The organism is Ornithinimicrobium murale (assembly GCF_003352835.1).
In the GTDB taxonomy this organism is placed as follows: Bacteria; Actinomycetota; Actinomycetes; order Actinomycetales; family Dermatophilaceae; genus Ornithinicoccus; species Ornithinicoccus muralis.
On sequence record NZ_QLVD01000026.1, the window covers coordinates 26,200 to 50,319 of the forward strand.

The window sequence follows — 24,120 nt, forward strand, 5'->3', positions numbered from 1 at the left end:
GCATTATCAGTCTGAACTCCGGCCTCAAACACCATAGGGTGGTTGCAAAGGGAGAAGTTGGTGGGCCTCCGATCCGAACCACCCGGACACCAACCGATGAAGCGCCTCGTGCGCGCCTCCGTGAGCTGTATAAGGTGCTGCTTGGAGCTCACCCGCTGGCGGGGAATCCTCATCGGCTCACGGAACCCTCTAGCCATCAGTCACGGGCTGTCGAGGACGTTCGCTACTCGGCGTTGACGTGAGCAGGCGAACGTCACACTGATGGACATGCCCGGACGATCGGTCGGCCGCGTCATACTGGGCTGGATTGATGCGCGCATCTATCGAACCGCGGAGGTCCGGCTACCGGCTGAGTCATCGATGTCGCGACCATCGGCAACGTGTACGAGAAGCTGCGCATCGCGCAGCCTTGCGATGACATTCCATGCTGGTTTGGCATCCATGGAAGGCTTCCGACGAGGCGCTGATGCCGCGCCAACGGTGAGTGATCCGGGTTACGAACGCTTCCCGCTCATACACCTACTGCTGGGTCCCAGAGGAGGCTACCCATCTGTCGTGCTGCCCGCCGTCGTAGCTCGTCGACGGCGTGGGTGTAACGCTGGGCGGTTGCCATCTCGGTCCAGCCCATGATCGACATGACAGTGCGCAAGTCGACGTTCTGCACGAGCAGCAGGGTGGCAGCGGTGTGCCGAGCGTCATGCAGTCGCACACTCCGCACCTCGGCCTTCGCTAGAAGGACTTTCCATTCTCGGTGGTCGCGTGCTGGGTCGATTAGGCCGCCGCGGGAGTCGGGAAAGACCAAGGCGTGCTCGGCGTTCCATTCCGTGCCTGCAGCCAGCTGTCGGCGATTGTTCTGGCTCCGTTGTGCGCGTAGTTCTGCCAGTAGCGGGCTGGGTAAGACAATCGTTCGCTTGGACGCCTTGGTTTTGGGTTCGACGAACATCAGTCCCCCGCCGTTGCGTTGGGGGCACTCAGCACCTCGTTTGGCACCACAGGAGTGCTCGCCGTCCTCACGGACGCAGCCGTGCTCCCAGGTCTTGCGTTGCACTGAGCGCCGGACACACAGAACGCCCTCGTCGAAGTCAATGTCGGTCCACAGCAGCCCGAGTGCTTCGCCTTGTCGGAGCCCCAGCGAAAGCGCGATAGACCACCGCGCAGGATGCGGGGTGGTCTGCGCGGCTCGGACCACGCGGCGGCTCTCTTCGATCGTCAGAGGGTCGACCTCAACATCATCGGCCCGGGGCGGGCGGGCCACGATCGCCGGGTTGGTCCCTAGCCGTCGCCGCCTGACTGCCTCGTTCAGCGCTGAGCGCAGCACCCGGTGGACGGCTCGGACAGTGTGAACGGAACGACCATCGGAGCGCAGCTTTCGGTAGTGCTCCTCAAGGTGCTCTGGCTGAATCTCGCTCATGCGCCAAGACCCCAGGAACGGAATGACATGCAGCTGCATCTGACTGCGATAGGTCGACAGCGTTTTCCAGCGCGCGGTCATCGGCAGGATGACGTAGAGCCAGTGCTCTAACCATGTCTGCAGGACTAGATCTTCGGCGATCCAACGGTACTCACCGGCGTCGCGCTGACGCTCCAGTTCCCGCACAGCCTCGCGCAGTTCGCCTTTCGTCCCTCGCTGCAGATGTCGGCGGTCAGCCCTGCCGTCTGGACGCTTACCCATCGTCACGCGCGCGTGCCAGTAGCCATCGGCACCTCGGTAGAGGGAGGTCGTGGTCTGTTCGGCGCGTTTCCTGGGCCTAGCCATGACTGTCCCCGGGAACGTGTTCAACGGAGGACTCCTGAAGGCCTGCGACGAAGACCTCCAGGTCGTGCCGGGTCACGCGCACCGAGCGCCCGACGTGGACCACAGGAAGGCGATCGCCTGCGACCTGGCGCTCGACGCTGCGGCGGGCACAGCGCAACTCGCGGGCAACCTCATCCAGGGTCAGGAGCAACGTGGCTTCTGCGGCGTCGCTGGTGGTGGCCGAAGCGGCCCGGTTGGCGATGAATGCAGTGGTGTTCATACCACCCCTAAGGCACGACACACGCCCCTGACGACTCACCCCGACCCAGATTGCCTGTGGCCGCCTCGATCGATGGCGAGTGCGTGAGTCTCCTGCCACCTGCAGATGGGGTGGTGGGAGTTTTTGGGCCGGTTTTTGGGCCGAAGGAGGGCCGCCCCAAAATTGGAGCGGCCCTCCGGTGCTGCTACTTCTGCAGGTCATGAGTCTGACCGTTCTGCGCGCCCGAAGGGATTCGAACCCCTAACCTTCTGATCCGTAGTCAGATGCTCTATCCGTTGAGCTACGGGCGCACGTGAGCCGACTGGTCGTCGGCCGCGAGGGATCACGATACCGGAGGGAGCACGACCTCACGAAATCAGATCCGAGCCAGGTGACCCAACTCACCACCTGGAACGCGTGACGACAAGCTCGGCACAAGGTTAAGTTGACCGGAAGGGCTGGCGACGTGGCTGGCCAGGACCGGAGCGGATGAGATGTCGACGATCAGCACTCAGGGGACCACCCGTCATACCGAGCTCGCAGGCTGGGTGGAGGAGGTGGCTGCCCGCACTCGCCCGGACCGTGTCGTCTGGGTGACGGGGACCGAGGAAGAGAGCCGCGAGATCAACGCCCAGTTGATCGAGGCCGGCACTTTCGTGCAGCTGGCCGAGGACAAGAAGCCCAACTCCTTCTACTGCGCATCCGACCCCGACGACGTCGCCCGCGTCGAGGGCCGCACCTACATCTGTTCGGTGGATGAGAAGGACGCGGGCCACACCAACAACTGGATGGATCCGGCCCAGATGAAGGCCACCCTGGAGCCGCTCTTCGATGGCGCCATGGCCGGCCGGACGATGTATGTCATCCCCTTCGTGATGGGCCACCTCGAGGCCGATCAGCCGATGTTCGGGGTGGAGATCACTGACAGCGCCTACGTCGTCGCCTCGATGCGCATCATGGCCCGCATCGGCACGCCGGTGCTGGAGAAGATGGAGGAGCTCCAGGCCGACTACGTCAAGGGCCTGCACTCGGTGGGCGCTCCTCTCGCCGCGGGCGAGCAGGACGTTCCCTGGCCGTGCAACGAGACCAAATACATCGTCCACTTTCCCGAGGAGCGGGCGATCTGGTCCTACGGCTCAGGCTACGGCGGCAACGCCCTGCTCGGCAAGAAGTGCTACGCCCTGCGGATCGCCTCGGCGATGGCCCGCGACGAGGGCTGGATGGCCGAGCACATGCTCATTCTCAAGCTCACCAACCCGGAGGGGAAGGTCCACTACATCGCCGCCGCGTTCCCCTCTGCCTGCGGCAAGACCAACCTGGCGATGCTGGAGACCACCCTGCCGGGCTGGAAGGCCGAGACGGTCGGCGACGACATCGCCTGGATGCGTTTCGGGGAGGACGGCCGGCTGTATGCCGTGAACCCGGAGTTTGGTCTGTTCGGCGTGGCGCCCGGCACCGGCTACGGCACCAACCCCAACGCCATGCACACCATCGAGCGCGGCAACTCGGTCTTCACCAACGTCGCCCGCACCGACGACGGTGATGTGTGGTGGGAGGGCATGACCGAGGACGAGCCTGCCCACCTGATCGACTGGCACGGCAACGACTGGACTCCCGCGGACGGCGAGGCCGGCACAACGGCCGCCCACCCGAACAGCCGGTTCTGCACGCCCATCGAGCAGCTGCCGACGCTGGCCCCGGAGTACTACGAGCCCAACGGCGTCCCGATCTCGGCGATCCTCTTCGGCGGACGGCGCAAGACCACCGTCCCGCTGGTCACCGAGGCCCGCGACTGGCAGCACGGCACCTTCTTCGGCGCCACGCTCTCCTCGGAGACCACGGCGGCGGCCACTGGCCAGGTCGGCGTCGTGCGCCGCGACCCGATGGCGATGCTGCCGTTCATCGGCTACAACGCCGGGGACTACCTCGGGCACTGGCTGGACGTCGGCAAACAGCACGACGAGTCCAAGATGCCCAGGATCTACCTGGTCAACTGGTTCCGCCGCGACGCCGACGGCGGCTTCGCCTGGCCGGGCTTCGGCGAGAACACCCGCGTCCTGAAGTGGGTCGTCGAACGTCTGGAGGGCACCGCCGGCGCAGAGGAGACCCCCATCGGGTTCACGCCCCGCGCCGAGGACATCGATGTCAACGGACTGGACCTCACCGCCGAGCAGTTGGCCGCCGCTCTGGCCGTGGACACCGAGGAATGGCGCGCGGAGCTGCCACTGATCCGCGAGTGGTTCGACAAGTTCGGCGAGTCGCTCCCACACCAGTTGGAGGATGAGTTGCAGACGCTCACCCAGCGACTGGGCTGACCCCGTCGTCCCGACCCGGTGGATGTATGCCGTCCGCCGGGTCGGTCTGTCTCTGCACCTGAGCTCGGGTCGGGTGGGCGGCACGCCTCCGGACGCCCACCTGGCTCGCAGGAAAGTCTCAGTCCTCGATGTCACCATGGGAGTGACCCCTGTTGAGGAGGACAAGATGAGCACCGATGCCCGCGAGCCCGACGACGGCGACGCCGACAGCGACCGCACCCTGCTGTCGGCTGTCGAGCCTGCCCCGCCCGGTTATGACCTGGCCGCCAAGGTCGACGCTATGGAGGACCGGGTGTTGCACGGCACACCTGAGAAAGCCCAGGAGGAGAAGGAGCAGACCGACGCCGAGGAGGAGGCTCCCGAACCTGAGGACGTCGACCCCAGTGGCGGCGCCCCGGCCTGAGCACGAGAAGGCCCCCAGGACGTGTCCCGGGGGCCTGACCCTGCTGCTGTCGCGTGTACGGACACGCTGCGGCGGAGGCGGAGGGATTTGAACCCTCGATGGGGTTGTAGCCCCAAACCCGCTTAGCAGGCGGGCGCCATAGACCAGACTAGGCGACGCCTCCAGTTCCACCGGTTACCCTGTCGCGGAACGCCGATCAGGCTACCTGTGGGGGGACGGCTTCACCAAACCACCGGCACGCGCGCAACATCCCGACAGTGCTGGTGCGTCTGCGACAGAATGGCTCTATCCCGTGGAAGGTATTCATGACCGATGACCACAGCCCCGAGGACGGGGCTGCCCAGCGCCGGCCCGGGCCTGGTGACTCCCAGGCCCCGGAGGGGCGCCGTCGGAGCCTGCCCGGTGACGGCAGCGGCGTGGTCCACCGGACGCGTGCGGACCGCTTCGCCACGCAGACCGACGAGGGGGTTGGCCGCGCCTACGGCCTGACCGCCCTGGGAACCCTCCTGCCGGGAGCGGGGCTCATCCTCACTAGGCGGCGCCTGATCGGCATACCGCTGCTGGCCTTGGCCGTCGGCTCGGCGCTCGGGGTGCTCATCTATCTGTTCAAGAACGGCGCCTTCCGCTCCGCCCTGGACCTGGCTGCCCGCCCTGATGTGCTGCGGACCCTTGCCGCCGTGCTCGTCATCGGTGGGCTGATCTGGATCGGCTCCATCGTCCTGACCGCCCTCACCGCCCGACCACGCCGCATGTCCGGCGGGCAACGGACCGGGCTCACGGTCTTCACCGGCGTCATGTGCCTGCTCGTCATCGCACCCGCTGCCATGGGGCTGCGCTATATCGACGCCCACAATGATGCCGTCGAGCACATCTTCACCGGTGCCGGCGACCGCGCTGACGACGAGGACACCCCGTCGGTCGGCCCGGACCTGCAGGACCAGGACCCCTGGGCCGACGTCCCCCGCGTCAACGTCCTGCTGCTCGGTTCGGACGCCGGCGACAACCGGGACGGTGTGCGCACCGACTCGATGATCGTCGCCTCGATCGACACCACGACCGGCGACATGGTGCTCTTCGGGATCCCCCGCAACCTGCAGAACGTCCCGATTCCCAGCAGCTCACCGCTCTACAAGCGCTACGGCGACTCCTACGACTGCGGCACCGAGTGCCTGATGAACGGCATCTGGACCGCGGCCGTCGACCTGCACGAGGAGAACCCCGGCTGGTTCTCCGGCGACCCGAACCCCGGTCAGACCGCCACCCGCCAGGTCATCTCCACGATCATCGGCCAGCCGATTCACTACACCGTGATCATTGACCTCAAGGGCTTCGAGGCCCTGGTCGATGCGATGGGCGGCGTCGAGATCAACGTCCAGGAGTCGGTCCCGATCGGCGGCAAGACCTGGACGGACGCGGCGGGCAACGCCCAGCTCATCGAGGGCACCGAGAGCAGCTGGATCGAGGTTGGCCAGCAGCACCTGGACGGCCACGAGGCCCTGTGGTACTCCCGCTCCCGGGTCACCACCGACGACTTCTCCCGTATGCGGCGGCAGCGCTGCATGGTCGGTGCGCTGGTCGACCAGGTCAACCCGATGACGCTGCTGCAGCGCTACCCCGCAATCGCGGCGGCGGCCGGCGACAACATCACCGTCGACATCGACCAGTCCGAGCTGCCCGCCTGGGCAGAGCTGGTCCAACGCGTACAGGGCGGCACGATGCAGAGCCTGCCGTTCACCGCCAAGAACACCAACACCGCCGACCCCGACTACACCGCGATGCGGCGCGAGGTCTACCTGGCGCTGCACCCGCAGCCCGAGCCCACCGTGGAGGCCGGTGCCGACAGCACTGAGTCGCCGGCCGCTGACGCCACCGAGGAGCCGACGACTGAGGCACCCACCGACGACGAAGGCACCACCGAGGCTCCCGCGACCCCGACCACCGACGAGCTGGCGGATCTCGGCACCGTCTGCTGAGCTGGCGGTCGACCCCCGCCGCAACGCTCTGCACTCGACGCCAAATACGACACCACCTGCAGAGCACTGCCCGCGACCCCCGCCGCACCGCTCTGCAATCAACGCCAAATACGACACCACCTGCAGAGCACTGCCCGCGACCCCCGCCGCAACGCTCTGCACTCGACGCCAGATATGACACCACCTGCAGAGCACTGCCGGTGACCCCCCGCCGCATCGCTCTGCACTCGACGCCAGATACGGCACCACCTGCAGAGCACTGCCGGTGACCCCCGCCGCAGACACGACGAGGCCCCCGAGTCCAACTGGACTCGGGGGCCTCGCTCAGGCTTGGGTGCTGCTGGTCAGCAGCCGGTCAGCCTCAGACCGCGCGGACGGACTCCGCCTGCGGCCCCTTGGGGCTCTGCGTGACCTCGAACTCGACCCGCTGGGCCTCCTCGAGGGACTTGTAGCCGGTGCTCTCGATGGCCGAGTAGTGGACGAACACGTCCGGGCCACCGCCATCCTGCGCGATGAAGCCGAAGCCCTTTTCCGCGTTGAACCACTTCACGGTTCCCTGTGCCATGGGACAATCTCTCTCTGCTGTGCGATCAACCCCCGCACCTCGCGGGGGCCGGCTCAGATGAAACCCCCCACTACCGGGACCATGCCCGACCTGCTGACCATCTGTCGTGCCCTGGGGCGTGACTCATGCTCGACCTGCGAGGAACTGCAACTGCAACCACACAAACGGTAGCAGGATCCGCGACAAAAGTCCCCTTCCTGTCCACAGCCTCTCAGCGGCATCGGCGCAGGTGGGGGCGGTGCTGACCGCCGCCTGACGTGCTCCTGACCACCCGGCAACCCGACGGTCACCGGGCACTCATCTGACTGCGGTTCGCGACTGCACGTAGGGCAGTGGGACAATGGGAAGTGAGCCGGGTCTCGGCCGGGCTCATGGAGGGTTCGCATAGCGGCCGAGTGCAGGCGCCTTGAAAGCGCCCGACGGAAACGTCCGTGGGTTCAAATCCCACACCCTCCGCTCGATGCGGGAAGACCTCAGGACAGGTCATCCGAGCGCCTCAAGGCCTCAGGCAGCGCTGCCGGCAGTGCCGCGGCAGTTATGCCACCACCAGGGCGATCAGGACGCAGACGAGGATGAAGGCCACGACGAGGCCCGCCCCCAAGAGCGCCCCCGCGGTGGGGTTGGCATGCGACCAGGCAGCATCCGCGGCCACCGTGCCGTCGCCTCCGCCGGCACGAGCACCGGCACCTCGGTCACCTGCGGTGCCACCTGCTCCAGCACCTCCACATCAGCGAGCTCCCGCAGTGGCTGGAACGTCAACAGCGTCTCCCCCTCGTGGTCAAGGAGGAACGCGCGCGGTCCGCCGGCGCCGGGCACCGCATAGCGCCGGGTGACCACGGCCTCGGCGATCTGGTGTCGCGGAATCACCACGTCGCCGCGCAGCATCCGGGTCCGGATCACGTGGGTCTCCGTGACCCGGACCATCCCCCGCAGACGCACCAGGATGAGGACCACCACGGCCAGCACCACCAGGTAGGTGAGCCCGACGCTCAGCAGGTTCTCCCGCAGGCCACCCTCGGAGTTGCGGGCAAACGCATACGGGATGAGGAGCAGACACCCCAGCACCGCGGCCGCCATCGACCACGTGTCGGTGCGGCCCAACCCGACGCGCACCTCGAAGAGCACCGTGCCGTGCTGCGTGGCCTCCCCCACCGCCATGCCCAACTCCTTCCGGTCCGCACTCACAGAGATGTGACCTCAGGACGGCCTGTTATTCACCCGGGAGGTTACCCGATGGGCCGCACCTGGCTAGCCTGGCACCATGACCGTGGCGAACCCCCTGGAGCAGCTCACCGAGACCGACCTGCGCGAGCAGCGCACCAGTGTGAAATGGCACGTCTTCCCGCAGGACGTGCTGCCGCTGTGGGTGGCCGAGCAGGACTCAGTCCTCGCCGAGCCGGTCGTCCGCGCCGTGGTCGAGGCCATGCAGCGCGGGGACACCGGTTATGTGGCCACCGGCCAGGTGTATGCCGAGGCGCTGGCCTCCTTCGCCGTGGACCGATGGGGGTGGTCACCCCAGATCGAGCACTCCGCGATCGTGCCCGATGTCATGATCGGGGTCACCGAGATGCTGCGCCTCGTCACCGAACCGGGCGACAACGTGGTCGTCAACTGCCCGGTCTACCCACCGTTCTATGCGTTTGTGCGCAGCATGGACCGCCGCATCGTGGAGTCGCCGCTGACCGCGGAGCACCGGATCGACCTGGACAACCTGGACCGCGCCTTCGGTGCGGCGACCGCGGACGGCAAGCGAGCGGCATACCTGCTGTGCAGTCCCCACAACCCGACCGGGACCCTGCACACCGCCGCCGAGCTCGAGGCGGTGGCCGAGCTCGCGGCCCGGCACAACGTGCGGGTGGTCGCCGACGAGATCCACGCGCCGCTGGTCTATCGCGGACACACCTTCGTCCCCTATCTGAGCGTCGCCGGAGGCGAGCGCGGACTGTCCCTGATGTCGGCGTCCAAGGGCTGGAACCTGGCCGGCCTCAAGAGCGCCCTCGCGCTCGCCGGGCCGGAGGCGGCTGACGACCTGGCCCGGTTGCCCGAGGAGGTGGGGCACGGAGCGAGCCACGTCGCGGTGCAGGCCCACGTCGCGGCCTACCGCGATGGCGGGATGTGGCTGGATGCCCTGCTGGAGGGGCTCGACGCCAACCGGCACCTGGTGGCCGAGCTGGTGGCGCACCACCTGCCGGGCGTGGGCTACCGGATGCCGGAGGCGACCTTTCTGGCGTGGCTGGACTGTCGCGCGCTGGGGATCGCGGACCCGCCGGCTGAGCCCGGGCTGGTGACGATGAGCGTCGGACCGGCCGACTTCTTCGCCCGCGAGGCCAAGGTCGGTCTGAGCGCGGGCACCGCCTTCGGCACCGGCGGCAAGGGACACGTGCGGCTCAACATGGCGACGTCGCAGGCGATCCTCACCGAGGCCCTGGAGCGGATGGGTCGTGCCGCCTCCCCCGCGTTCTCGTAACGGCACCGCCGCCCGCTCCGTGATCGAGGTCCGTGCACCTCTGCCTCCTCGGGCGGCCCCGCTGACTTCAGATGGTGCGCCGCAGCCGATCTCGCTAGTGTCGAGGACGACGACATGACGTATCTGGAAGGGAGCACCTCATGCGGAAGTTGCTGTTCATCATCGGCGCCTGCGTCGGCTACATCCTGGGCGCGAAGGCGGGCCGCGAGCGCTATGACCAGATCAGCCAGCAGGCCAGCAAGGTCTGGGGCAACCCGAAGGTCCAGTCGACGGTCGAGGACGTGAAGGCCCAGGCGCCGAAGGCCGCCACCGCGATGGCCGGGTCCGCCAAGGAGATCGCCGGGCAGGCCAAGGCCAAGGTCACCGGCCACGAGACGACCGACCTGTCGGGCAACTATGAGAACGAGACGGGGAGCTGGGACGCCCAGACCGGCACGGCCTCGATCGACGACTCCTCGTTCGGCCCAGGGAGCGACAAGCTCCCCTAATTTTGGGGAGGTTTGGCACGCTCCCAGCCCATTTTTGGGGAGGTTCGGACCGGTCCGAACCTCCCCAAAAATCTGCTATCCCCGGTCCGAACCTCCCCAAAAATGAGCTAGATCCACAGCGCCGGGTCGGCGAACATCACGTCCTGGTCGCGCTCGGCCCTCGGCACGCGGTTGGTCGCCGGGACCCCGACTGCCGTTGCGCCGGACGGCACGTCCTTGACGACGACCGCGTTGGCACCGACCTGGGCCCCAGAGCCGATCACGACCGGCCCGAGCAGCCTGGCACCGGCACCGAGCACGGCGCCGGACTCGACCGTCGGGTGACGCTTGATCCTGGCGTTGGCCCGGCCACCCAGCGTGACGGCGTGATACATCATCACGTCGTCCCCGACCTCGGAGGTCTCGCCGATCACCACACCCATGCCGTGGTCGATGAACAGGCGCCGCCCGATCTGGGCGCCTGGGTGGATCTCGATCCCGGTCACGGCGCGCGAGGCCTGTGACAGCAGGCGGGCGGGCAGGCGGGCGCCGCGGTTCCACAGCGCGTGCGAGACCCGGTGCGCCCAGACGGCGTGCAGCCCGGGAGAGGAAAGGGCCATCTCGACCCGGCTGTCCGTTGCCGGGTCCCGGTCGATGGCCGCGTCGAGGTCCTCCCGGACCCCACGGGCGAAGGCGCCGACGTCCTGACTCACCCGGGTCCACACGGTGCTGGCGCGGCCCCGCAGAACACCGGGCGTCATCAGTCGGTCAGCCCCTCGAAGAGCACCGTGGACAGGTAGCGCTCACCGAAGTCCGGGACGATCGCCACGATGGTCTTGCCCGCGTTCTCGGCGCGCTGGGCCAGTTCGAGGGCGGCCCACACGGCGGCACCGGCCGAGATGCCGGCGAGGATGCCCTCCTGGGTCGCCAGCTCTCGGGAGACCCGCACGGAGTCATCGAGCGAGGCGTCAATGACCTCGTCATACAGCTCGGTGTCCAGGATCTCTGGGACGAAGTTGGCGCCCAGACCCTGGATCTTGTGCGGGCCGGGCTGGCCGCCGTTGAGGATCGGGCTGTCCACCGGCTCGACCGCGACGATGCGCACGTCGGGCTTCTGCTCGCGCAGGTAGCGGCCCGCACCGGTGATGGTGCCGCCAGTGCCGATACCGGAGACGAAGATGTCGATGTCGCCCTCGGTGTCGGCCCAGATCTCCGGGCCCGTGGTCGCCTGGTGGATGGCCACGTTGGCCTGGTTGGCGAACTGGCGGGCACGGACCCCACCGCGCTCCTCGGCGATCTCCTCGGCCCGGGCGACGGCGCCCTTCATGCCGTCGGCGCCCGGCGTCAGCACCAGCTCGGCACCGTAGGCACGCAGCAGGGCACGACGCTCCTTGCTCATCGTGTCGGGCATCGCGAGGACGACCTGGTAGCCGCGCGCGGCCCCCACCATGGCCAGGGCGATGCCGGTGTTCCCCGAGGTGCCCTCAACGATCGTGCCGCCGGGCTGCAGCTCGCCCGCCTCGACCGCGGCGTCGATGATCGCGGCACCGATGCGGTCCTTGACAGAGTTGGCCGGGTTGCCCGACTCGAGCTTGACGAGCACGGTGGCACCCAGCCCCTCGGTGAGCCGGTTCAGGCGCACCAGCGGGGTGTTGCCAATGGCCTCGGTGATGTCGTTCTTGACGGACACGGGGTCGCCTTTCGCTTGGGTATGCCGGGGTTCCGCCCCGGGACAGGGCCTTCACAGGTTATAAGTGTGCATAGGCCACGTTATTCCCTCAGTTCCACATCTGAACCAGCGCCCCAGCAGTGTGAGGCACACCTCACCACCCGTTGGATCGAGCGGGCCTCTAGAATCCACCCATGTCACCGGTGCAGATCCTCGCCATCGTCGTCGGACTGGGCGTCACGCTCGTTGCGGTCGCCCTGTTCGTGCGCACCATCGCCGGCTTCGTCGCCAAGTTCCGGGTCGGTCAGCCGGCGACCGGACGGACCGACGACCCGCTGGCGCGCACCGTGACGCTCCTGCGGGAGTTCCTCGGCCACACCCGGATGGCCCGCAAGCCGCTGGTCGCCGCAGCGCACTGGTTCGTGATGCTGGGCTTCCTGCTGCTCACCACGACCCTGGCCACCGCCTACGGGCAGCTGTTCAACCCCGAGTTCGCGCTGCCCCTCATCGGGCACTTCCCGCCCTACATCTGGCTGGCCGAGCTGTTCGGCTGGGGCACCCTGTTCGGCATCGTGGCACTGATCATCATCCGCCAGCGCAAGCACCCGAGGAGCCTGGAGCGCAGGAGCCGGTTCTGGGGGTCGACCTTCTGGCAGGCGTATGTCGTGGAGTTCGTCATCCTGGGCGTCGGCCTGTGCATCGTGCTGCTCCGCGGTCTGGAGTTCGCGCTCGGCCGGGCCACCGGGGCCGAGTGGGCGGACTTCGTCCACTTCCCGACCACCGGCTGGATCGGGAGCTTCTTCGACGGTATGTCGACAGGCACCTTGGAGACGACCATCATCCTGGTGGCGACGGTCAAGATCCTGATCTCCATGGGGTGGATGGTCACCATCGCGGTGACGCCCACCATGGGGGTGGCCTGGCACCGCTTCCTGGCGTTCCCGAACATCTGGTTCAAGCGCCACGCCGAGGGCCGCACCTCACTGGCCGAGCTGCAGCCGATCCGGGTCGACGGCGAGGTGCTGGACTTCGAGAACATCGAGGAGCTCGACGAGGACGCTGCGCTCGGCGTCGGCAAGGTCGAGGACTTCACCTGGAAGGGCCTGCTCGACTTCTCGACCTGCACCGAGTGCGGTCGCTGCCAGGAACAGTGCCCGGCATGGAACACCGAGAAGCCGCTCTCGCCCAAGATGCTGATCATGAACCTGCGGAACCACCACCACGCGAAGGCACCGTGGTTGCTGGCCTCTGAGGAGGCCCGCGAGGCAGCAGGCGAGGGGTCCGCAGCGGGTGACGGCTCCGCGGCCGCCCGGCACAACATCCCCCTGTCAGCGGTGCTGGAGGCCCAGCGTGAGCTGGTCGGCGCCACCGAAGGAGATCCCACCATCCCCTCTGGTGGCGCGGTCATCGACCCCGACGTGATCTGGTCGTGCACCACCTGTGGTGCCTGCGTGGAGCAGTGCCCCGTCGACATCGAGCACGTCGACACGATCGTGGACCTGCGCCGCTACCAGACGCTGATCGAGTCGGCCTTCCCCAGCGAGCTGGGCGGGTTGTTCAAGAACCTGGAGAACAAGCAGAACCCCTGGGGCATGTCGGCCCGCGCGCGGATGGACTGGGCCAAGGACCTGCCGTTCGAGGTCAAGATGGCCGGCGCCGATGTCGAGGACCTCGACGAGGTCGACTACCTGTTCTGGGTCGGTTGCGCCGGCGCCTACGAGGACCGCGCCAAGAAGACCACCCGCGCCGTGGCCGAGCTGCTCAACACCGCCGGCGTCAGCTTCGCCGTGCTGGGTGACGGCGAGACCTGCACCGGCGACCCGGCCCGTCGGGCCGGCAACGAGTTCCTCTTCCAGATGCTCGCGCAGCAGAACGTCGAGGTGCTCAACGAGGTCAACGCCACCAAGATCGTGGTCACCTGCGCCCACTGCTTCAACACCATCAAGAACGAGTACCCGCAGCTCGGCGGCAAGTACGAGGTCGTCCACCACACGCAGCTGCTCAACCGGCTGGTGCGCGAGAAGAAGCTGACCCCGGTCGCCAAGCCCGATCAGGCCGACACGTCCGGTGTGGCCTCGACCGCGGAGAGCGTGACCTACCACGACCCGTGCTACCTGGGCCGTCACAACGGTGTCTACTCCCCGCCGCGCGAGCTGCTCGGTGCACTGCCGGGCGTCGAGATGCGCGAGATGCCACGCTCCGGTGAGAAGTCCTTCTGCTGCGGCGCCGGTGGTGCCCGCATGTGGATGGAGGAGAAGCTCGGGTCGCGCATCAACGTCAACCGGACCGAGGAGGCTCTCGCCACCGGCGCCGACCGGATCGCGATCGGCTGCCCCTTCTGCCGCGTGATGCTCTCCGACGGCCTGACCCAGAAGCAGTCCGAGGGTGCCCGCGAGGAGGTCGAGGTCGTTGACGTCGCGCAGATGCTGCTGGCTGCGGTCCGACGCGGGCAGGAGGGTGACACGGCCGACAGCGACGTGGCACCTGAGCCCACACCGGACCCGGAGCCCGCCCCGACCTCCTGAGCTGACGGGGCCAGGCGCCACCGGTAGCGGCACCGGCCATCGCTTCGGCGGACTGGTCGCAACGGGCGGGCCTGGATGAGACGATCCTTCGCCCAAAGCGTGACAGGCCGATCCGGGGCTGTGCCCGTTCCGACAGAGAGGAGGATCAGACGATGCGACTGCTCCCGCAGCACCCCGCCGCGCTGGCTGGCGCCGCGCTACTGGCAATGGCTCTAGCCGGCTGCGGAGGCGGCCCCTCCGCAGAGGAGGTCCAGCGCGAGCACCGGGACGAGGCAACAGCAGCCCAGCAGGGAATCGAGGCGGCCCTGGCGCCACTGGAGCAGACGGGCGAGGCCCTGGCGACCGCGACCCGCGACTCGTGTGAGACCGGTCAGCACAACTACAAGGTCGACGACCCCTACGACGTGCGCTGCACGCTGGAGGTCCACCAGGCCTACCGCGTGACCGGCGCGGACTTCCGGGCCGCAGCGGACAGCGTCACCGCCGCCTTCCCCGAGTGCGCAGACTCCGAGGCCGAGGAGACCCTGTCGGAGTACTGGGACGAGCTCAAGGGCACCCGGACCCACAACTTCGAAGGGCCCTACATCCCGGACTACCTGCCCTCCTACCGGCTGGACTGCGAAGACGCACCGGTGCGCATCACCGTGACCGGCTGGGCCACGCTGCCGTCAGACAGCGACACGTTCGAGCGGCACGAGCACGCGATGGGTATGCCGTGTGCCTCCTCCACCGAAGACCGGCCCTGTCAGTGGGACGGCACCTCTGCGCGCACGATCTTCGGCTTCGACGCGGCCGGGCAGGACGGGTGGATCGTGTTCGTCGAGGGCACGCAGGCGTACGCCGAGATCGGCTAGTTTCTGGGTGCGCTGGCAGGCAACGGGCACCGCAACCGTCGCGTCCGCACGACCTCCAGCAAGGACGTGTGGCTGAACCTCCCGTCAGAGCGCGTCGACGAACTCCCGAGCGACGTCTGCCGGGTCGCTGTCCTGCACCTGCACCATCATCTCGGTGAGGTTCTCGGTGGTCAGCCCGGCCGAGACGGTGTTGAGCGCCTCCTCGACCTCAGGTGTCACCGCATCGGTCGCGATCAGCGGCACGACATTCTGGGCCGCGAAGAGGCTCTCCGGGTCCTCCAGCGCGACAAAGTCGTTCTCCACGATCGCCGGGTCGGTGCTGAAGATGTTGCCGGCGTCGATCTGACCGTTGAGCAGTGCCTGGACGGTCAGCGTGGAGCCCGCATCGAGCGGCTTGAACTCGGAGAACTCCAGCCCGTAGACCTCCTGCAAGCCCGGCACACCGGTGAACCGGTCGCGCCATTCCGGCGGACCCCCGAGAACCATGTTGGGCGCGTGCGGTGCCAGGTCCGCGATCGAGGCCAGATCGAACTCCTCGGCGGTCTCGGCCGTGACGACCACCGAGTCCTTGTCCTCTGCCTCGGCCATCTCCAGCACGGTCAGGTTGTCCGGCAGCGCCTCCTGCAGCTCGGCATACACCGCGTCGGACTCGGTCGCCTCCGCCGCTTCGTTCAGATAGAGCGTGAGGTTGCCGGTGTACTCCGGGATGAGGTCGATCGAGCCGTCCTCCAGGCCAGCCATGTAGGCCTCCCGGTTGCCGATATTGAGGTTGGTGCTGACCTCAACTCCCGCATCTCCCAGGGCTGCGGCGTAGATCTCGGCGAGCAGCACGTTCTCGGGGAAGTTCGCGGAACCGATGACCAGGCTCTGGCCGCCGTCCCCGGTCGAGTCACCCTCCTGCGAGCCCTCGTCCTCGGCCAGCGGATCGCCACCTCCCCCGCACGCCGACAGGGTCAGGGCCGCGGCGAGCGCGACGAGAGCGGTGGTGCGGTGGCGACGAATCATCAGCGGGACCTTCCGTTGTCCGGGCACTGGCAGGACCACCTTAAGCACGAACCACCGACATGGCGTGGGAACCGCCCCTGCTCGAGCTGCCGGGGTGCCCGACGGGCAGTGTGCCGAGCAGTTGGTGGCCGCAGGGCAGGAGACGCAGGCCGGCGCGGCTCATGCTGCCGGTGGTCCCCGCCGGGTTCTAGCGCCGCGTCGCGGGCGTCAGGCCAGGTGAGACCACGAAGCGCTGCAGCAGGGCACCGACCAGGTCGATCAGCAGCGCGAGAGCGGCCACCAGGAGGGCACCGCCCGCCATCTCGTCGTAAGCGCGGTTGGCCTGACCGTCGATCAGGAAGCGCCCCAACCCGCCCAGGCCGACGACCGCGGCGATCGTCGCGGTGGCGATGATCTGCATCATCGAGGAGCGCAGCCCCGAGAAGATCAGCGGCAGCGCACACGGCACCTCGACCTGCCACAACTGTTGCCAGCTGGTCATCCCCATGCCCCGGGCGGCATCGCGGGCAGCCGGGTCGACCTGCCCGATGCCGGCATAGACGCCAGACAGGATGGGGGGTATGCCGAGGGTCGCCAGGACGATCAGGCTCGGCAGCTCGAAGGCCAGGTCGCCCCGCAGGCGGGGCAGCAGGAGCAGGGCGGCGATGAACAGCACACCGAGGGAGGGAATGGCACGGAAGGCACTGACCGCGTTGACCAGCACCACCCTCCCGCGGCCGGTGTGCCCGACATACAGTCCGATCGGGACCGCGACGAGCGCCGCCGCGAGCAGCGCGATGCCGGACAGGCGCAGGTGCTCGAGTGCCTGGGCGAGGATGCCGCCGGAGCCCGACCAGTTGGTCGGGTCGGACAGCCAGGCCCAGATCGTGGCGATCATGTCCGCGCCGCCCGGAGCCAGGGCGTGAGCAGCCGGGTGAGCGTCAGGATCAGCAGGTCGAACAGGAGCGCGAGCAGCACGCAGGCGAGGACCCCCACGACGATCGGGCCCATCGCTGAGCGGGAGAAGCCGTCGGTGAACAGCAGCCCGAGCTGGGAGACGCCGATCAGGGCTGCCACCGAGACCATCGAGACGTTGCTGACCGCTGCCACTCGGAGGCCGGCCGAGATGACCGGCACCGCCATCGGCAGCTCGACCGCCCAGAAGCGCCGCAGCGGGCCGTAGCCCATCGCGGTTGCAGCCTGCCGGACGTGGTCGGGCACCGACCCGAGGCCGTCGGCAACGGTGCGGGTCAGGAGCGCGATCGTGTAGAGCGTCATCGCCACGACGACGTTGATCGGGTCCAGGATCTGGGTGCCGAGGATGCCCGGCAGCAGCACGAACAGCGCCAGCGACGGGATGGTGTAGAGCAGCCCCGTGCCGACGATCACCGGCGGGGTGAGCCAGCGACGCCGCAGCGCCACCCAGCCTAGGGGCAGGGAGATGAGCAGGCCGAGCAGCAGCGGGACCCCGGCGAGGTAGGCGTGCTGGGCCGCGAAGCCCGCGACCTCGCCCAGGTCCGTGCCCAGCGCGGTCACCGGTGCTCGTTCTGCTGGGGGCCCACCCCGGCCGCGGCGCCGTCGGAGTCCCCCGCACCGCCCTGGATGCTGGTGCCGTCGGGGCGCGGCGCCGACTGGATCACTGACAGCACCTCCTCGGCGCGCACCGTGCCGGCCAGCACGCCGTCGCGGGTGACAACACCACGGCCGCTCGGGGAGGAGAGCGCGGCGTCCAGCAGTGAGCGCAGTGATCCGTCGACGGCAGAGACGGTGCCGCCCCGGTGCAGGTGCTCGAGAGCGACGGCTGCCTCAGCCACCTCGGCCGGCAGCACCCAGCCCTGGGGACGACCTTCGGCGTCGACTGCCAGCAGCCACTGGTCGCCGCGGCGCTGCAGCTGTTCCCCGATCCGGACCGGCTCCTCGGGGTGCACGGGCACGTCGGCCTGCTGGAAGCTGAGGGCACGATAGCCGCGGTCCCGGCCGACGAAGTCAGCCACGAAGTCGTCGGCCGGGTGCGCCAACAGGTCGGCGGGGCTGCTGAACTGGGCGAGAATCCCGCCCTGACGCAGCACGGCCACCCGGTGGCCGAGCTTGATCGCCTCATCGATGTCGTGAGTGACCAGGACGATCGTGGTGCCCAGTTCCTGCTGCAACCGCAGGATGTCGTCCTGCAGGCCCTCGCGGGCGATGGGGTCCACGGCGCTGAACGGCTCGTCCATCAGCATCACCGACGGGTCCGAAGCCAGTGCTCGGGCGACGCCGACCCGTTGCTGCTGACCGCCAGAGAGCTGCGCCGGGTATCGGCGGGCGAAGTCGCCCGGCAGCCCCACCAGCTCGAGCACCTCGCGGGCCCGGGACTCGGCCCGCGCGCGGCCCCACCCGTTGAGCCGGGGGACGGTCATCACGTTGTGCAGCACTGTGCGGTGCGGGAACAGGCCCGCGTGCTGGATGACATATCCGATGTCGCGGCGCAGCTTCGCCGCGGGGACCTGGGCGGTGTCCTGCCCGTCGATGAAGATGTGGCCGCTCGTCGGCTCGATCATCCGGTTGATCATCCGCAGCGAGGTTGTCTTGCCACATCCCGAGGGGCCGACCAGGACCGTGATCTCCCCCGTGGCTGCCTCCAGGGTGAGGTGGTCGACGGCAGCATGCCCCGGGGCATACTCCTTGGTCACGCCCTCGAGCCTGATCATTCCCCGAGACTAACCGCCAGCCCTGACACGCGCTGTCCAGAGTCCGGCAGCGTGCACCGGGCTCAGTGCATCGCCTCGGCGACGGCGCGGCGCTGGTAGGTGTCCCAGTAGATCTCGTCCCGGACGTGCATCATCCAGGCGGCGCGGGGACCGACGTAGCGCAGGTGCCAGGGCTCGTAGTCGTAGCCGGTGACGCCGGTGCCACCTTCGGGGTAGCGGATGATGAAGCCGTAACGGTGGGCGTTGGCGGCGACCCACTTGCCCTCGGGGGTGTCCCCGAAGCAGGCATAACCCGAGCAGGAGCGGCCCGCGACGTCGGCAGCGAGGCCCAGCTGATGCTCACTGTGACCGGGTTGGGCCGAGATCAGGTCGGCCCGCTTCTTCCCGACGGTCCGGACCCAGTAGTCGTAGGTCCGCTGCTGCTCGTCGTAGGAACGGTAGGCACTGTTGACCCACAGGCCGGGGTGACCGGCCGCGGCCGCGTCGTCGAACAGTTCCTGGAGCATCGTCGCCGTCTCCGGGCGGAACTGGTGGCTGGTGCCGCGCCAGCTCACCAGGTCACCGGGGACGTAGCGCTCCGGGTCCACGGGGCGTTGCTTGGTCACCAAGTCGTAGAGACGGCCGGTGTCCTCGGTCTCCATCCCGGAGAAGACCGACAGTCGGCCCCCGGTCCGGAGTTGCTCGGTGCACACGGCCTGCTGGCCACCGAGGGCGACGACCTTCTCCGGCGGGTGCTCCCCCAGCCGGCGCCAGACCGGCTCGCTGAGGACCCGGCAGTTGTCCGGCACGAGCAGGATCGGCCCGCGGGTGAGCACGCCACCGACGATCGAGTCCGCGACCGAGCGGCCGTTGGCCAGGTAGGTTCGGCTGCTGCCCTCGGGGAAGGCCCAGTGCGCGATCGCCGCCGAGGTGGCATAGCGGTCCTCGCCGGAGATCCGCTGTGTGGTGCGTCCCTCCCCGGCGGCGTGGGCCAGGGCCGGGGTGGTCACCACCAACTTGCCCCCGAGCGCGATGACCTTGTCCGGGTCGAGAGCCTGGACCGCCTCGACCGTGACGGCCGGTGCGCTGTCCTCCCCGTTGCGCACCAGCAGGATCGGCCCGTCGGTCAGTGTGCCGCCGGCCACCGCGTCGATAGATTCCTGCTGCTCGGCCAGGTAGACCGTGTCCGAACCGTCCGGGAAGGACCGCTGGGCGATCAGGGTCGCTGTCTCAAACCGGTCTGCTCCGCCGAGCCGCACGGCCTCGCGCCCCTTCGCCGCGGTCTGCAGGGTGGCCCCACAGATCGACTTCTCACCGCCCAGGGCGACCACCTCGGCCGGGTCCAGCCGGTCGATCTCGTCGGCGATGACGTGTGGGAGGCCATCGCAGCGCGGGACCAGGAGCACCGGCCCGTCGCGTAGGGAGCCGGCCGCGATCGCGTCGGCGAAGACATCGCTGCGCGCCAGGTAGACGGTGTCGGCGCTGGCGAACTGCGCACTGGAGACGGCCACCGAGGTCTCGTAGCGGTTCTTGCCGCCCAGCCGGTCGAGCGGCACGGTGAACACGGGATCGGCGGCCGGCCGCACCGGGTCCGAGGACTCCTGCTGCCGGTCGTCAGGGACCGGGGCGTCGGCGCTGGCCGGCGCCGCCAGCCCGAGCGCCAGGACGGCGGCGAGCAGCACACCGCCTGTGCGCGTCGGCCAACCAGGTCGTGGTGTGAGACCCCCACGGCGCAGTGCGCCTCCCACGCTCCGCATCAGACCTGATCCCGATGGAAGTTCTGGAAGGAACGGCTGGCGGTCGGCCCGCGCTGGCCCTGATAGTGCGAGCCCTTGGCCGAGGACCCGTAGGGGTGCTCAGCCGAGCTGGACAGCTGGAAGAAGCACAGCTGGCCGATCTTCATCCCCGGGTGCAGCACGATCGGGAGCGTCGCCACGTTGGACAGCTCGAGGGTGACGTGACCGGTGAAGCCGGGGTCCACGAAGCCCGCGGTCGCGTGGGTGAGCAGCCCCAGCCGGCCAAGCGAGGACTTGCCCTCCACCCGTGCCGCGACGTCGTCGGGGAGGCTGACCTCCTCATAGGTCGACCCCAGCACGAACTCGCCGGGATGCAGCACGAAGGACTCGCCGGTCTCGACCTCGATGAGTCGGGTGAGCTCGGGCTGGTCCAGGGCGGGGTCGATGACCGGATACTTGTGGTTGTCGAACAGCCGGAAGTAGCGGTCCAGGCGCACGTCGACGCTGGAGGGCTGGACCATCGTGGGGTCCCACGGGTCGAGCCGGACGCGTCCGGCGTCGACCTGGGCGTGGATGTCGCGGTCGGAGAGCAGCACGGAGACAGGCTAACCGGTGACTGCGCGTCTCCGACACGTGTAGGCCGGCCGCCGGGTTCTGTGCCGCTGGCGGACGTCGGTTACACTCTCCGGAGCCGCCTGTGAGGCGGCCTGCGGGCGTAGTTCAATGGTAGAACATCAGCTTCCCAAGCTGAATACGCGAGTTCGATTCTCGTCGCCCGCTCCACTCCGACCGAGCCGGTATGCCGTCGCTCACCTCGCCCTGTGACTGCGCCTCCGCGATGGTTCCGTCCCACTCCAAAAGCCCTGGTCACGCGCCCCTCCCCGGGGACGTGACATTGGTGCACGTCAGAACACCAGTGGGTCGCCTGGTGTCCCCACCCACACCAATGGGTCGGCTGGTGCATGCCAGGACACCAATGTCACGTCCCCAGCAGAAGGGGGTGCACGGGACACTGGCGAGCCCCACGTGATCCACAGGGTTGGCCTGAGCGAGGGATTCAGCCACAGGCTCAGGCAAGTGGCTACCCGGGGTGGGGGAACGTCCACCACCTTTGGCCACATGGACGATTCTCCGGACTCAAACCGAGCGAGGGTCCGTCCCCACTGGACCGGCAGACCCTCCAGAACGGGGAAGCCAGCACGGGCGGAACCTCCGCCCCCGACCCCCGCGGTCGAGCATCAGGTGGGGCTGGCCCTCCGTGCCGACCGACGCCGCCGCGGCCAGAGCCAGCGCGCCTACGCCGCCGAGCGCGAGTTGAGCCGTGACCGGCTGGCCAGGATCGAGGTCGACGCCAGCGGATTCCGGCTGGAGGCCGTCGCCGCCTTCCTGCAGGGCACCGGCTATGAGCTCGCGATCCTGCCGGTCTCCGCCGGTGGGCCGGAGCCGTGGTGGGAGCTCACCGATGTCGTGGCGCGGACCCGGGTGGGTGGACGGTTCCCACCGCACCGTGAGGTCAGGCGCAGCCGGTGGGGTCCGATGTGGTGGGAGTATCACGAGCGGCTCGGCAACCGCGGTTTCGGGCCGCAGCCGAAGTGGACGGCGGAGGGGTTCACCCCACCGCCGGGCACCCGCTACGGCAAGGTCCCGACGCTCACGGAGGACGGCCGGCCCCGATGGCCCTTCAACGACCCCTACGGCGACTTCAAGGACTAGCCGACGCCCTGACCGCGCAACCCCTCAGGCAGCCTCGGCTGGCGCCGAAGAGCCAGCCCTCGGCATACCCGCCGTCAGTCCTGGCTGTCCGCCCCGTGGACCACGTCCCGCACCCAGGCGGCATAGTCGTCCAGCGAGTGGCGCGCGGTGACCGCGATCACCTCCGGCACGTCATAGGGGTGCAGTGTGGTGACCAGGTCCGAGATGCTGTCGAACATCTCGGCCGTGGTCTTGGCCAGCATCAGCCACTCCAGCGCCTGGTGGGTCTCGCCCTTCCAGGTGTAGACCGAGGTCATCGGTCCCAGGATCTGCACGCACGCGGCTAGCTTGCGGCCCACGATGTCGGTGGCCAGCGCCTGGGCCGTGTCGGCGTCGGGCGTGCTGATCCGGACCTCGATCAGCCGGCTCGTCCCCGGCACCCGCTGGACCGGAGTGAGTTCGGTCATGCTGCCTCCTACGCCGAGTTGAGCGCCCGCCCAAGGACCTCCAGCGCACGACGCGCCTCATCCAGGGTGATGACGCACGGGGGCACGACGTGCACCCGGTTGGCCATGATCAGTGGCCAGACACCTTCCGCCTTGCACGCGGCGCCGATGCGCCCCATCGCCTCTGCGCTGAGCGGCTCACGGGTCTCCTGGTCGGCCACGAGCTCCAGTGCCCAGAACACCCCCAGGCCTCGGACGTCGCCGACGAGCTCATGGTCGGCGAGCGCGGTCAGGCCCGGACGGAGAACCTCGCGGTCGAGCTGGTCGACGTGCTCGAGGATGCCCTCCTCCTCCATGATGTTGATCGAGGCGACGGCCGAGGCACAGGCGAGCGCGTGACCGGAGTAGGTCAGCCCGCCGGGGTAGGGCCGCTGGTCGAAGGTCGCGGCGATCTCGTCGGAGAGCACCACACCGCCGAGCGGGATGTAGCCGGAGTTGACGCCCTTGGCGAAGGTGATCAGATCGGGCCGCACGTCCCAGTGCTGGATCGCGAACCACTTCCCGGTGCGGGCGAAGCCGGCCATCACCTCGTCGGCGATGAGCATGATGCCGTGCTCGTCGCAGATCTCCCGGACACCCTCGAGGTAGCCGGGCGGCGGCACCAGGATGCCGTTGGACCCGACGACCGACTCCAGGATGATCGCGGCGATGTGCTGCGGACCCTCGAACTGGATCGTCTGGCGCAGGTGCTCCAGCGCCCGCTCGGACTCCTCCTGCTCCGTGGTCGCGTGGAACGCCGAGCGGTAGAGGTAGGGCCCCCAGAAGTGCACCACGCCGGGGAGGCCGGGCTCCGAGCCCAGGCGCCGGGCCTCACCGGTCAGCGAGATCGCGCCGTGGGTGGCGCCGTGATAGCTGCGGTAGGCGGCGAGGAGCTTGTGTCGTCCGGTGTGCTGTCGGGCCAGCCGGATCGCGTTCTCGACGGCCTCGGCGCCGGAGTTGGTGAAGAACACCTTGGACATCCGCTCGGGGGCGCGCTCGGAGATGAGCCGCGCCGCCTCGGCGCGGGACTCGCTGTCGAAGCTCGGGCCGATGGTGGTCAGCTTCCCTGCGGACTCCTGGATCGCCGCGACGAGCTTGGGGTGCTGGTAGCCGATGTTGACGTTCACCAACTGCGAGGTCAGGTCCAGGTAGCGGTTGTCCTCGTGGTCCCAGAAGTGGGCGCCCTCGCCACCCGCCAGTGGGAGCTGGTCCAGTGCGCCCTGGGCCGACCACGACGTGAAGACGTGCTTGCGGCTCAGTGCCTTGATCCGGTCGGCCTGACTCTGCTCGGTGCTCAGTGACATGGCTCTGAGTATGCCGTC

General features: G+C 68.7%; 22 protein-coding genes and 4 tRNA genes. 10 read left to right on the forward strand and 16 right to left on the reverse strand.

What is annotated here, in order from left to right:
• Positions 1-511 precede the first annotated feature (511 nt).
• From DPQ65_RS12490 to DPQ65_RS12500, 3 genes are all read right to left on the reverse strand, one after another.
• Positions 512-1,780 (reverse strand): tyrosine-type recombinase/integrase, encoded by a 1,269-nt coding sequence (locus DPQ65_RS12490; protein WP_162802202.1) that lies wholly within the window; start codon positions 1,778-1,780, stop codon positions 512-514.
• On the reverse strand, positions 1,749-2,015 hold the full coding sequence (locus tag DPQ65_RS15705) for a helix-turn-helix domain-containing protein (RefSeq protein WP_162802203.1): 267 nt from the start codon (positions 2,013-2,015) through the stop codon (positions 1,749-1,751). The genes DPQ65_RS12490 and DPQ65_RS15705 overlap by 32 nt, the downstream gene beginning before the upstream one ends.
• Before the next feature lie 217 nt (positions 2,016-2,232).
• A tRNA-Arg gene (locus DPQ65_RS12500) sits at positions 2,233-2,305 on the reverse strand.
• A 183-nt stretch (positions 2,306-2,488) separates the two neighbouring features.
• Between DPQ65_RS12500 and DPQ65_RS12505 the strand changes: the two genes are divergently transcribed.
• A complete protein-coding gene (locus DPQ65_RS12505; protein WP_114907686.1) occupies positions 2,489-4,309 on the forward strand; it encodes a phosphoenolpyruvate carboxykinase (GTP) in 1,821 nt (606 codons plus the stop codon).
• Positions 4,275-4,712: a hypothetical protein gene (locus DPQ65_RS12510; RefSeq protein ID WP_162802204.1), complete on the forward strand. Its 438-nt coding sequence runs from the start codon at positions 4,275-4,277 to the stop codon at positions 4,710-4,712. Before DPQ65_RS12505 ends, DPQ65_RS12510 begins: the two co-directional genes overlap by 35 nt.
• A gap of 72 nt (positions 4,713-4,784) precedes the next feature.
• Here DPQ65_RS12510 and DPQ65_RS12515 read toward each other — a convergent pair.
• Positions 4,785-4,875, reverse strand: a tRNA-Ser gene (locus DPQ65_RS12515).
• Between the two features lie 142 nt (positions 4,876-5,017).
• On the opposite strand from DPQ65_RS12515, the gene DPQ65_RS12520 reads away from it, so the two are divergent.
• Positions 5,018-6,685: an LCP family glycopolymer transferase gene (locus DPQ65_RS12520; protein WP_114907688.1), complete on the forward strand. Its 1,668-nt coding sequence runs from the start codon at positions 5,018-5,020 to the stop codon at positions 6,683-6,685.
• A gap of 361 nt (positions 6,686-7,046) precedes the next feature.
• On the opposite strand, the gene DPQ65_RS12525 is transcribed toward DPQ65_RS12520, so the two are convergent.
• Positions 7,047-7,250: a cold-shock protein gene (locus DPQ65_RS12525; protein WP_114907689.1), complete on the reverse strand. Its 204-nt coding sequence runs from the start codon at positions 7,248-7,250 to the stop codon at positions 7,047-7,049.
• A gap of 373 nt (positions 7,251-7,623) precedes the next feature.
• Between DPQ65_RS12525 and DPQ65_RS12530 the strand changes: the two genes are divergently transcribed.
• Positions 7,624-7,706, forward strand: a tRNA-Ser gene (locus DPQ65_RS12530).
• A gap of 99 nt (positions 7,707-7,805) precedes the next feature.
• On the opposite strand, the gene DPQ65_RS12535 is transcribed toward DPQ65_RS12530, so the two are convergent.
• Positions 7,806-8,408, reverse strand: coding sequence for a hypothetical protein (locus DPQ65_RS12535; RefSeq protein ID WP_114907690.1), 603 nt, complete (start codon positions 8,406-8,408; stop codon positions 7,806-7,808).
• Between the two features lie 103 nt (positions 8,409-8,511).
• Here DPQ65_RS12535 and DPQ65_RS12540 point away from each other — a divergent pair, with 103 nt between their 5' ends.
• Together DPQ65_RS12540 and DPQ65_RS12545 are read left to right on the forward strand one after the other, a co-directional pair.
• Positions 8,512-9,717, forward strand: coding sequence for a MalY/PatB family protein (locus DPQ65_RS12540; protein WP_114907691.1), 1,206 nt, complete (start codon positions 8,512-8,514; stop codon positions 9,715-9,717).
• A 140-nt stretch (positions 9,718-9,857) separates the two neighbouring features.
• Positions 9,858-10,205 (forward strand): YtxH domain-containing protein, encoded by a 348-nt coding sequence (locus DPQ65_RS12545; RefSeq protein ID WP_114907692.1) that lies wholly within the window; start codon positions 9,858-9,860, stop codon positions 10,203-10,205.
• A gap of 107 nt (positions 10,206-10,312) precedes the next feature.
• Here the strand turns inward: DPQ65_RS12545 and epsC are convergent, their stop codons facing one another.
• Positions 10,313-10,945, reverse strand: a complete 633-nt coding sequence (gene epsC / locus DPQ65_RS12550) for a serine O-acetyltransferase EpsC (RefSeq protein ID WP_114907693.1) — start codon at positions 10,943-10,945, stop codon at positions 10,313-10,315.
• The gene (gene cysK / locus DPQ65_RS12555) at positions 10,945-11,874 is read right to left on the reverse strand and encodes a cysteine synthase A (protein ID WP_114907694.1); all 930 of its coding nucleotides are present in this window, start codon (positions 11,872-11,874) and stop codon (positions 10,945-10,947) included. Before cysK ends, epsC begins: the two co-directional genes overlap by 1 nt.
• Positions 11,875-12,047: 173 nt before the next feature.
• Between cysK and DPQ65_RS12560 the strand changes: the two genes are divergently transcribed.
• Complete coding sequence (locus DPQ65_RS12560) at positions 12,048-14,378, forward strand: (Fe-S)-binding protein (RefSeq protein ID WP_114907695.1); 2,331 nt, start codon at positions 12,048-12,050, stop codon at positions 14,376-14,378.
• A 152-nt stretch (positions 14,379-14,530) separates the two neighbouring features.
• Entirely contained in the window at positions 14,531-15,232 is a 702-nt protein-coding gene (locus DPQ65_RS12565) for a hypothetical protein (protein ID WP_114907696.1), read from the forward strand.
• A gap of 84 nt (positions 15,233-15,316) precedes the next feature.
• On the opposite strand, the gene DPQ65_RS12570 is transcribed toward DPQ65_RS12565, so the two are convergent.
• From DPQ65_RS12570 to dcd, 6 genes are all read right to left on the reverse strand, one after another.
• Positions 15,317-16,237 carry an ABC transporter substrate-binding protein gene (locus DPQ65_RS12570; RefSeq protein ID WP_114907697.1) on the reverse strand — a complete coding sequence of 307 codons (921 nt, stop codon included), beginning with the start codon at positions 16,235-16,237 and terminating at the stop codon, positions 15,317-15,319.
• Positions 16,238-16,424: 187 nt separating this feature from the next.
• Positions 16,425-17,114: an ABC transporter permease gene (locus tag DPQ65_RS12575; protein ID WP_114907698.1), complete on the reverse strand. Its 690-nt coding sequence runs from the start codon at positions 17,112-17,114 to the stop codon at positions 16,425-16,427.
• Positions 17,111-17,752 carry an ABC transporter permease gene (locus DPQ65_RS12580; protein ID WP_114907699.1) on the reverse strand — a complete coding sequence of 214 codons (642 nt, stop codon included), beginning with the start codon at positions 17,750-17,752 and terminating at the stop codon, positions 17,111-17,113. The genes DPQ65_RS12575 and DPQ65_RS12580 overlap by 4 nt, the downstream gene beginning before the upstream one ends.
• Complete coding sequence (locus DPQ65_RS12585; protein WP_114907700.1) at positions 17,749-18,906, reverse strand: ABC transporter ATP-binding protein; 1,158 nt, start codon at positions 18,904-18,906, stop codon at positions 17,749-17,751. Before DPQ65_RS12585 ends, DPQ65_RS12580 begins: the two co-directional genes overlap by 4 nt.
• A 62-nt stretch (positions 18,907-18,968) precedes the next feature.
• On the reverse strand, positions 18,969-20,567 hold the full coding sequence (locus DPQ65_RS12590; RefSeq protein WP_162802205.1) for a cell wall-binding repeat-containing protein: 1,599 nt from the start codon (positions 20,565-20,567) through the stop codon (positions 18,969-18,971).
• A 74-nt stretch (positions 20,568-20,641) separates the two neighbouring features.
• Positions 20,642-21,217, reverse strand: a complete 576-nt coding sequence (gene dcd / locus DPQ65_RS12595) for a dCTP deaminase (protein ID WP_114907702.1) — start codon at positions 21,215-21,217, stop codon at positions 20,642-20,644.
• 113 nt (positions 21,218-21,330) lie between these two features.
• Here dcd and DPQ65_RS12600 point away from each other — a divergent pair.
• A tRNA-Gly gene (locus DPQ65_RS12600) sits at positions 21,331-21,404 on the forward strand.
• A gap of 459 nt (positions 21,405-21,863) precedes the next feature.
• Positions 21,864-22,334, forward strand: coding sequence for a hypothetical protein (locus DPQ65_RS12605; protein WP_114907703.1), 471 nt, complete (start codon positions 21,864-21,866; stop codon positions 22,332-22,334).
• A 74-nt stretch (positions 22,335-22,408) separates the two neighbouring features.
• Here DPQ65_RS12605 and cutA read toward each other — a convergent pair whose 3' ends face one another.
• Entirely contained in the window at positions 22,409-22,780 is a 372-nt protein-coding gene (gene cutA / locus DPQ65_RS12610) for a divalent-cation tolerance protein CutA (RefSeq protein WP_114907704.1), read from the reverse strand.
• An 8-nt stretch (positions 22,781-22,788) separates the two neighbouring features.
• Positions 22,789-24,102, reverse strand: a complete 1,314-nt coding sequence (locus DPQ65_RS12615) for an aspartate aminotransferase family protein (protein WP_114907705.1) — start codon at positions 24,100-24,102, stop codon at positions 22,789-22,791.
• Between the last annotated feature and the right edge of the window lie 18 nt (positions 24,103-24,120).